The organism is Streptococcus sp. HMSC074B11 (assembly GCF_001808705.1).
Classification (GTDB): Bacteria; Bacillota; Bacilli; order Lactobacillales; family Streptococcaceae; genus Streptococcus.
Genome location: NZ_KV794273.1, coordinates 56,986 through 67,301 on the forward strand (window position 1 = coordinate 56,986; position 10,316 = coordinate 67,301).

5 protein-coding genes are annotated in these 10,316 nt (G+C 41.1%); 1 reads left to right on the forward strand and 4 read right to left on the reverse strand.

Annotation, left to right across the window (positions count from 1 at the left end):
- From HMPREF2619_RS05280 to HMPREF2619_RS05295, 4 genes are all read right to left on the reverse strand, one after another.
- On the reverse strand, window positions 1-7,092 hold a 7,092-nt coding region (locus HMPREF2619_RS05280; RefSeq protein WP_261673721.1), incomplete at its 3' end, for an SIALI-17 repeat-containing surface protein.
- 237 nt (window positions 7,093-7,329) lie between these two features.
- Window positions 7,330-8,184, reverse strand: coding sequence for a bifunctional methylenetetrahydrofolate dehydrogenase/methenyltetrahydrofolate cyclohydrolase (locus HMPREF2619_RS05285; protein ID WP_070459710.1), 855 nt, complete (start codon window positions 8,182-8,184; stop codon window positions 7,330-7,332).
- Window positions 8,185-8,316: 132 nt separating this feature from the next.
- Window positions 8,317-9,051 carry an amino acid ABC transporter ATP-binding protein gene (locus HMPREF2619_RS05290; protein WP_070459713.1) on the reverse strand — a complete coding sequence of 245 codons (735 nt, stop codon included), beginning with the start codon at window positions 9,049-9,051 and terminating at the stop codon, window positions 8,317-8,319.
- The gene (locus HMPREF2619_RS05295; RefSeq protein WP_070459716.1) at window positions 9,051-9,734 is read right to left on the reverse strand and encodes an amino acid ABC transporter permease; all 684 of its coding nucleotides are present in this window, start codon (window positions 9,732-9,734) and stop codon (window positions 9,051-9,053) included. The genes HMPREF2619_RS05290 and HMPREF2619_RS05295 overlap by 1 nt, the downstream gene beginning before the upstream one ends.
- Before the next feature lie 196 nt (window positions 9,735-9,930).
- Between HMPREF2619_RS05295 and HMPREF2619_RS05300 the strand changes: the two genes are divergently transcribed.
- The gene (locus HMPREF2619_RS05300; RefSeq protein WP_000443576.1) at window positions 9,931-10,161 is read left to right on the forward strand and encodes a DUF1797 family protein; all 231 of its coding nucleotides are present in this window, start codon (window positions 9,931-9,933) and stop codon (window positions 10,159-10,161) included.
- Window positions 10,162-10,316 lie beyond the last annotated feature (155 nt).

The window sequence follows — 10,316 nt, forward strand, 5'->3', positions numbered from 1 at the left end:
TGTGTATTCTGGCAACTCATTCTTAGCAGCCTCCACTGCATTGACGCCGCCCTTGAATTCTGGCACTTCTACTACTGGAGCTGGAGCGTCGCCTACTGTGCCGATTGCATCTGTGTATTCTGGCAACTCATCATGCTTAGCGGCTTCTACTGCATTAACACCGCCCTCAAATTCTGGGACTTCTACCACTGGAGCTGGTTCGTCACCAGCTGTCCCGATTGCTTCTGTGTATTCTAGCAACTCATGCTTGGCAGCTTCTACTGCATTGACACCGCCCTCAAATTCGGGGACTTCTGCTACTGGAGCTGACTCGTCACCTACTGTGCCAATCGGATCTGTGTATTCTGGCAACTCATGCTCGGCAGCTTCAGCAGCATTGACGCCACCCTCAAATTCTGGAACTTCTACGACTGGAGCTGGCTCGTCACCTTTGCTAGTAGTAATGACAGGTTTGACCTTAACTTCAACAATTCGATCTTGCGCCTCAGTCGTATCTGTATGAACAGTTGTACGGTTAGATCCTAAGACCTCAACATAATCAACTCTTTCACCCTTCTTACCTTCTGAGATTACACGACGTTCATCTTGAGCTAAGTCATTGTTTTCACGAATAATTTCCTTAAATGGAATTTCGGTCTTGACAACTTCTAGACTTGGTCGTTCGAGAACAGGACTTTGGTCGCCTTCTTCAGGAACTATACGGTGACTAGGTTTGAAATGAATACGATATTCCTTGACAAGACTACCATCCTTAGCAAGAAGACGAACAAGGCTAGGAAGGTTATCCTGAATAGACTCAACAACCGTTATCACACCGTTACCACTTGCTTGAGCAGTCACCTGTGGTTTAGTGCCATTTAAGCTCACTGTATAATCTGAAACCGCTGGATCAAAGTTTTCCAATGCTTTTCCATCAACTGAAATGGTCACTGAAGGAGTTTCCACATCTTTTGATTTAGCAGGAGAGTAGGCACTAAACTCGACCATTGCTAGACCATTAGTTGTCGATTTACGAGTCATGCGTGCTCGAATGGCTGTTGTCTGAATCGGATCAAAGGTAAATTCAATCGGCTTACCAGCCACGATTTCTCCAGATGCCTTATAAGGAATTTCTTGCCAATTTTCTGCCTTGTTAAATGGATGATCCGCATTTTCTTCATAACGAGAAATAGTACTTGGTTCTGTATAGGCAGGCCCAACATATCTTTCTAGTACCATTGTCGCTGGTGCATCTGTTCCACTGTCTTTAAAGAATTGAATAGCTACTTTTCCAACAGATTGAGGTGTAATCTGACCATTCTTCTTAAAGAGAATTCCCACAGATGTTTCTTGGTCTTTCGGAGTACGAGACCAGTTAGTCCAACGTCCATCTTCGTTAAAGTGCCCATCGTTGATATAGAAAATCTTATCCCGAGAAGCTGCTTGTGTGTCATTTGTAGTAGACGCAAAGGCTTTAGAATCAGTCTCATTATTATTTGCATTTTCTGAAATGACTTGATTACCCCTCGTAACAACTGTTACTTGCATCTTGGTTGTTAAGTCTGTTCCTAGAACATGACCAAGAACTTCAAAGCTACCTTCTTCGGCAGTCGCATGTTCTGGCACTGCATCCCATTGGACAGCAAGGTTAGCCTTAATCCAGCCAGTCTGTGATGGATAGTAGACTGTTACCTCTGCAGGCAATTGAAGTTGATCACCAACATTCAAGGTCTGGGCACTATTTTCCGCAGCTACTGGTTGTATTGACTCTTTTTCGTCATCACGGAAGATACGATATTCTTTCAGAACAGTTCCATCCTCAGCTTTCAAGATAAGACGTGTCGCACCTTTTTCACTTGTTGCAGGAACAACTGTTACCACACCGTTGTTGCTGGCTGTTGCAGTGATTTCCTTGCTTGCTTGAGGAATATAATAATCTGTCTTAGACGGATTGAAATGCTCAAGCTTCTTGCCATCTACTTGGATAGAAATTTCTGAGCTGGTAGCACTTGGAACTTTACTTCCTAAAATAGTGATTTCTGTCAATCCAACACCAGCAGTTCCATCTGCTTTCTTCATACGCATACGAACAGCATAAGTTTCAACCTTATCAAATGTAAAGTGGTTTGTTTGACCTGCAGATAATTGTCCTGGAGCTTTGAGATGTTCAACTTCTTTCCAGTTGGCAGCATTGTTGAATGGATGCTTGGTATCTCCTTGAGCATGATTGACATCGTTTGGAAGATCTGGAACTTCTTGACCAACATAATATTCAATGACATATTCTTTTGGAAGTCCGATAGCTCCGTCTGTATAGAAATCAACGGAAAGATTATCAACAAAGCGTTTGGTCAAATCTCCTGAATTACCAAACAAGATAGACGCCCAATCATTATCTGTACCTGTTTGCCATGTAGTCCATCGATTCTTAACATCTGTATTGGCTCTTGAAACTGTCAAGTCGTTCAAAGTATTGGCCGAATCATCACCACCCGTATTGGATACAATAGCAGCTGGCAATTGAGAACCAGTCCACTGTTTAGAGATATTGTTTCCAGCAACAACTTGACTAGAAACACGGACATGGGCCTTGGTAGTCAAATGGCGACCAACCAATTGACCCTTGATTTCATAGATACCTTCAGTCTGACTAAAGTTCTCAGGAACCTTGTCCCAAAGGACATCTTTATAGACAGTTGTTCCATTAGAATGATAAGCACGAACACTAGATGGCAATTGAACAGTTTCACCCTTAGGAAGAGTAAGGCTGATTTCTTCTGCAACCTGCAAACCTTCAACAGTTACATTGGCAAGAGCCTCAATATCTGTACCTTCGACATGACCTTTAAGGGTAAAGCTATGATAGTAACCAAGTTCTTTGGCATCTACCTTGTCCCAAGTTACAGAAACTTTACGAGGTAAGCCCTTATCAAATTCTGCTCCGATTTGATCAGGCAAATTCGGTTGCTGATTGATATCTGTAGAGATAGAAACAGGATGTAGCTTGACAATTTTCTTGTCTACTGTATTTTCTTTTATCACAAGTTCAGTTGCTACAGACTGAGTCTTATCAGTTTGATTGTCAATACGAGGAGTGAGGGTTACACTACCTTTCTTGTAAAGAAGCAAGTTCTGACCATTCACCTCAAGATGAGCACCATCAGCTGACTTAACTTCCAAATGGATATCTGACGCTGAAAATTCAGTATGCGAACCATCCTCATAATGTCCAATGACATGATAAGGGAGAACTTGGTCTTCTGTTGCATTTTCTTTTCCTTCAACACTTACTTCCAAGCGTGTCAAGGCAGGCGCTTCTTTCACAAATTGAATCAAATAAGTTTGAACCAATTCACCCTTTTGGTCACTCAAAAATACAGAAGCCTGATAATCATTAGCTACTGAAGCTTGTTGAACAGTTACTTGGTAGCCAGTAGTTTGTGCTCCAACACTTGGGATTTTAGCAGTATAAGGAAGGGATACTCGGTAGTAGGTCTTTCCAGGCTCAAAGTTTTCAAGAGACTTGTCACCAACCGTGAGACCTGTAACAGTACTTTCTGTTTCCTTATCACTCGCGATAAAGGTTGCTGTCACCTCGTAGTCATTGCCTTCCAATTTACCAGTTGCTTCAGTACGTCCACCTTCTTTTGTCAAGGCAGATGGATCTTTCAAGGTCCAAGAAACGACATCCGCATCAACTAAGTTACCATCTGATAAAACAGCCGTAACAGTCTTGTCCAAATTTTCAACAGCTGTACCAACTGGGACAGTTGCTACTTTTGGCAACCACTTATCAAGCGCAACTACCTTGACAAGGGCTTCAGCCTTGGCTTCGAGACCTTCCACACTACCAAGAACTTTTTTCTCACCAGCACTTGCAAGGAGATCTTCTGGGATGTCCCAAGTCACAGCTTTTTCTTCGACACTACCATCGCTATAAATAGCTGTCACAGCTTCTGGCAATTTAGGATTCTCACTGACATCAGTTCTTGCCTTAACAGGAGCAAAAGCGACAAAATGACGATTTTCTTTTTTGCCTGAAACAGTTGTGACCGTCGCCTTGTCAGAAGCTAAACCTGCAGAATCTGCATAAAGGGTAAATTTCCCTTCTTTTTCAGTGGATTTAACAATGACAACACCTTTACCATTGAAGGCTTTTCTTTGCCATGTGCCATCTTTCTGAGCTTTATAGCGTTCACGGCTAGCTTGTTCTCCATTATCCACACCAACAATTTGTCCTTGGCCATGAAGATTGAAATGAACAAGATTATTGGCAGTTGGAACGACATTGCCATCTTCATCAACGATTTCATAATGAATGTATGACAAATCTTTTCCGTCTGCAGTGATGACATGCTCTTCCTTAGTGAGTCGAACTCTAGCTGGCTCCCCTGCTGTTGTCACACTATCACGCGCAATCTCTTTGCCATTTTCATCACGAGCAATAGCAGTTAAGGTACCTGGTTTATAGTCAACCAACCACTCAAGATACAATTCACTTGGTTTAGCTCCCTCGTGATAAGGGCGCCCATCTTCAGTTGTTTTCTTAACAAATTCTTTCTTACCAAGGGACTCGTTGTTCAAGAACAATTCTACGCTAGCAGCATTTGAGAAGGTCCGAACTGGAACCTTACCATTGATGAGCATATTACGTTCCTTGAGCGTTTCTTCAGTCCAATTCCAGTGAGGCATGATACGAACAGTTGGTTTTTCTTTGGCACTATACCACTCACTACGGTATAAATAGAAATCATTCTTAGGCAAGCCTGCCGTATCAATGATACCAAAGTAAGAGCTTTTCACTGGTGTATTATCTTGGTTATGCCAAGGTGTAGGTTCACCGATATAGTCGAAACCAGTCCAGATGAACTGACCTGCATAGCCAGCACGATCACGGTCAAAGGTCCATGATTCAGTAGCTGTTCTACCCCAGGCTACACGGTCATTACCATAGTCTGATTGTTCATAGTGACGATTTGGGCGATTGTCGTGCCAGAGATTTTGAGCAGGATTAAAGTAAGAATCACGAGTTCGAGTTGCTGAAGAAGTTTCAGAACCGTAAATCAACCAGTCTGGATGCGCTTTACGAACTGCATCATAATTACGCTCACCATAGTTCATACCAACAGCATCCATGATTGCTGCTAATTCTAAGAACAAGCCTGTAGATCTACTACTGAATTTGTTTTCACCCATGGTCACATAGCGTTCTGTATCGATAGCTTTGATGACAGCTTTCAAACGCTTGGCTATTTCTAGTGAACGAGCACCACCATCAGCCTCATCTACCTCATTACCGAGTGACCACATGATGATTGAAGGATTATTTTTATCACGTTCGACCATGGTTCTGAGGTCAAAATCAGACCATTTTTCACCCTTCTTGGCTTCTGGGTGAGTTGCATCTTGGTCAAAGAAACGTCCATAGTCATACGTTTTCTTGCCACGATACCAAGTATCAAAGGCTTCTTCTTGGACCAAAAGTCCTAGACTTGCCGCAGCATCTAACAACTGTGGACTTGCTGGGTTATGGGTTGTACGGATAGAGTTAACCCCCATATCTTTCAGGAGTTTTAATTTACGATAGGTTGCCTTATAATTCTCTTCTGCTCCCAAGGCTCCGTTGTCATGGTGGATACTAACTCCATGGAATTTCATTCTCTCACCGTTCAGTGAGAATCCTTCTTTGGCTGTCCAGTTAAAATAACGGTAACCAAAAGTATCTTCTGTTACATCAACTAGCTGACCTTCTTTATAAACCTTGGTTTTCAGAACATAGAGCTGAGGATGGTAGCTTTTGGTTGTCCAGAGGGTTGGCTTATTAACTAAAATCGTTTGCTTAAAGTCAGCTGTCTCATTTCCTGCTAGACTCTTAGTTACAGAACGAACCAAATCTGAAACAGCCTTACCTTCCTTAGTAAAAATCTGTTGCTCCACAAATACCTTGGCTAAAGTCTTGGCAGTATTTTTGATCTTGCTTTGGATTTGTGTTTCAACGTTGCCATCTTTTTGTTCAGCTAGTTTTGGAGTTGTAATATGATTTCCATTTTCAGCTACCTGCACCTTGTCACGATAGCTCAAAGTCACATCGCGATAGATACCACTTCCTGAATACCAACGACTACTTGGTTGCTTATTGGTAACTTGGACAGCAATGGTATTTTCACTACCATCTTTATTTAAAAATTCAGTAATATCGTATGAAAAATGATTGTAACCACTTGGATAATGACCTACAAATTTACCATTTACATAGACCTTAGAGTCCATGTAAACTCCATCAAAATTAATACGAACGTCTTTGTCCTTAGCAGCTTCGTCTACCGTGAAGGTCTTACGATACCAGGCAGTACCACCGTTTAATTGACCACCCTCATTTCGAGCAGGAGACTTGTGATCAAAATCAAAATAGATACTCCAGTCATGAGGAAGGTTCAACTTAGACCAGTCATGAACATCCACATCTTTCTTAGAAAAGTCACCTTGAGCGTTTAGTTTAAAATACCAGTCTTTGTTGAAATTTTGTTTTCTTTCTTCAAGGAGCTGATTTTCTTTTTCCTTTTCTTTTGTGGCTTGAGGTGATTCACTTGCAGAAGCTTTTTCTTCCTTGCTTTTATCGTCCGTTACAGGTTTATTCTGGTTAGTTGTATCTGTATGTTCTTCTCGAACTACTGGCTTTTCAGCACTTGCTTCTGAAACTGTAGACTCTTTCCCATTCGCTTCAGCAGCAGGTTTTTCAGTTTTTTCAACTTTGTCTTCTTTAGGGCTGACTACTTCTGCTTCCTTTTCTACCTTAGGACTTGTTGCCTCAGTCACCTTTTCTTCAGTTGCTGGTTTTGCGGATTCAACCGCATCATTTCCTTCTTTTTCAGTAGCGTTATCTTGTGGGCTATTTTGCTCAGCTTTTGCAATAGCTGCAGCAATATCATCTGGAAGCTTATCTAAAGGTTGAACTTGATGAATCGTTTCCTCACTGGGACTTGCTGTTTCGGTTTCAGCTGCTTGAGCCACCTGAAGACCAAATATACTAGCTCCAATCATAACCGAAGCCGCACCAATGGCAAATTTACGAATACTATAATGACACCGTCTTTCAAAAAATCTCTTATCCATTATTGTTCCTTTCCAATGTTCTAGTAAGCGATTACATTTTACTCCAAAAAATAAACCTCCCTCTAGACGCTTACTTATTTTATCCATATAAATATTGATGCTTTTAATATATCAAAATAGTAGAGTTTTTTCAATAATTTGTAGAAGTTTTACTGCAATTTTATTAAAATAAGTGAAAGAAAAAACAAGTTCATTTTTTAGAACTTGTTTCTTCACTATATAAAATCAATGCTTGTATTATCTAACCAAACTACGCAATGCCGCCTGATAAGTCTGCTCCATCAACATAGTAATGGTCATAGGTCCAACTCCACCAGGTACAGGTGTGATATGACTAGCGATTGGCGCAACAGCATCATAGTCAACATCGCCACAGAGCTTGCCATTTTCATCTCGGTTCATCCCCACATCAATGACAACTGCTCCAGGTTTGACAAAGTCAGCAGTCACAAACTTAGCACGACCGATTGCTACGACAAGAATATCCGCCTTAGAAGCTACCTTGGCAAGATTATGTGTTCGTGAGTGGGTCAAGGTTACAGTTGCATTCTTAGCTAATAACAACTGGGCCATTGGTTTACCGACAATATTAGAACGACCAATAACAACTGCATTCTTACCTTCTAGTTCAATCCCATACTCGTGAAACATTTCCATGATGCCAGCTGGAGTTGAAGGGATCATAACTGGATGACCAGACCAAAGACGCCCCATGTTGAGCGGATGAAAACCATCCACGTCCTTTTCTGGATCAATAGCCAATAAAACAGCTTCTTCATCGATGTGTTTTGGTAATGGCAACTGCACCAAAATACCATGCCAAGCTGGATCTTGATTGTATTTGGCAATCAAGTCCAACAATTCCTCTTGGGTAATGGTCTCAGGAACTCGCACGACTTCACTTTGGAAACCTGCAGCTATCGCTGAACGTTCCTTGTTACGAACGTAAACCTGACTGGCTGGATTGTCCCCAACCAAAATAACCACCAAACCAGGCACCAAACCTGTCTCTTCCTTCAATTTCGCAGTCTTTTCAGCCAATTGTCCTTGGAGCTTGGCTGCAAGAGCCTTGCCATCAATAATCTGTGTCATGTGTTTTCTCTTTTCTAACAAATATCTTCTATTATATCAAAAAAACACTTGTCCCTCTAACACTTCTTACCTAAGTGACCTTATAGTCTGAAACTATAAGAAAAAGCCCACTTGGAGCTTTTCATGATATTCTTACAAAACCTTACTCAAGAAATCCTTGGTTCTTTGTTCTTGGGTTTGTTCAAAGACTTGCTCTGGAGTTCCATCTTCGACAACAACACCGTCAGCCATAAAGATGACACGGTCTGCCACTTCACGCGCAAAGCCCATCTCATGCGTCACGATGACCATAGTCATACCTGACTTAGCAAGTTCTTGCATAACTGCTAGTACTTCCCCTACCATTTCTGGGTCTAGGGCAGAAGTCGGTTCATCAAAGAGTAGGACATCTGGTTCCATGGCAAGACCACGAGCAATAGCGATACGTTGTTGCTGCCCACCAGACAAACTTTGTGGATAAGCATCTGCCTTATCTGGTAAACCAACCTTTTCCAAGAGCTCATGCGCTCTCTTCTCAGCAACTTCCTTACTTTCCCCTTTGGTCTTGATAGGAGAAAGCGTGATGTTATTCTTCACTGTCATATTGGGGAAGAGATTGAACTGTTGGAAAACCATTCCCATCTTTTCACGCATGGCAAAGAGGTCGTTTTTCTTATCTGTAATGTCTACTCCTTCAAAGATAACCTTTCCTTTTGTCGCTTCTTCGAGGAGATTCATAGAGCGAAGGAGGGTTGACTTACCGCTACCTGACGGTCCGATAATCACCACAACTTCACCCTTTTTAATCTCTAGATCAATTCCTTTTAAAACTTCATTCTTCCCAAAGTTTTTATGAAGATTTTCAATTTTTATAAGCGTTTCAGTCATTATTTTTTCTCTCCTTGTCCCATACGATTTTCAAAAGCTTTCAAGGTTAGTGTCAAGATAGAGGTCATAATCAAGTAGTAAAAGGCTGCAAATAAGAGTGGAGTTAAAGGCAAGTAGGTGGTTGTTGACACCGTAGTAGCTCCATTCCACAATTCCATAACACCGATTGCTGACAAGAGTGAACTATCCTTGATAATGGTAATAAACTCATTCCCCAAGGCTGGCAAGATATTCTTGATGGCCTGTGGCAAGATGACATAGCGCATGGCATTTTTAGGACGAATCCCTAGAGAGTAAGCCGCCTCTAATTGACCTTTAGGTACTGCATTGATACCAGCACGAACTGTTTCTGATACATAGGCACCACTATTCATAGAGATAATGATAATACCTGGAATCAAACGTGAAAAATCAACTCCCAAAACTCCAATCTGAATTGTCGGAGCATTGATATGCATAAGAGCAAAAGCAATCATGATCTGTACCATCATAGGTGTTCCACGGAAAATCCAAATATAAACATTGGCAAGCCAAGCTATGGGCCTTATTTTAGAACGTTGAGCAAAAGCCAAGACTACCCCTAAAATTGTCCCCAAAAAGACAACCAAAACAGAGATCAAGACTGTTACGAGAGCACCATAATTAAAATATGGCAGATATTTAGGTAAAAAAGAAAAATTCATAAATCCACTACTTTCTAATTTCTAACTTAAAACTTGTATGAGTATAACATGTTTTGAATAAAAATACAATCTTTTTCCTTTTATTTTCAATAAAATTTCAAAGAAAACAGAAATAGCGAGAAATCTTAGTTTTTTCTAGTCAAGTGGATACTCTTTATGGTAAAATAGTAACGATAAGAAATGGAGGAGAATCAAAATGGAATCACATTTGGTTAGAATCATCAACCGCCTAGAAGCAATGACAAAAGATGGTGGTAACTTAAAACGTAACTTTGAGCGCGAGGGAGTTGTTGTAGCTGAAGTTGCTTTTAACCATGATGAAGAAAATGGCCCAATTTTTACACTTCGTGATGTTGAAGCTCGTGAAACATATACTTTTGACAGCATTGACTTGATTGCGATGGAAATTTACGAACTTCTATACTAATAATAGATATACAGAGGTTGGGACAAAAGATCCCGACCTCACTTTTTATTAGCAATCAAACTTTGACGCGGTAGCTGATTGGACTTTTCGTTCGTCTTTTAGACTCCCAAAACTCCTAATCATCTTCGCGGGGCTGGGACTACGAAATCGAGACT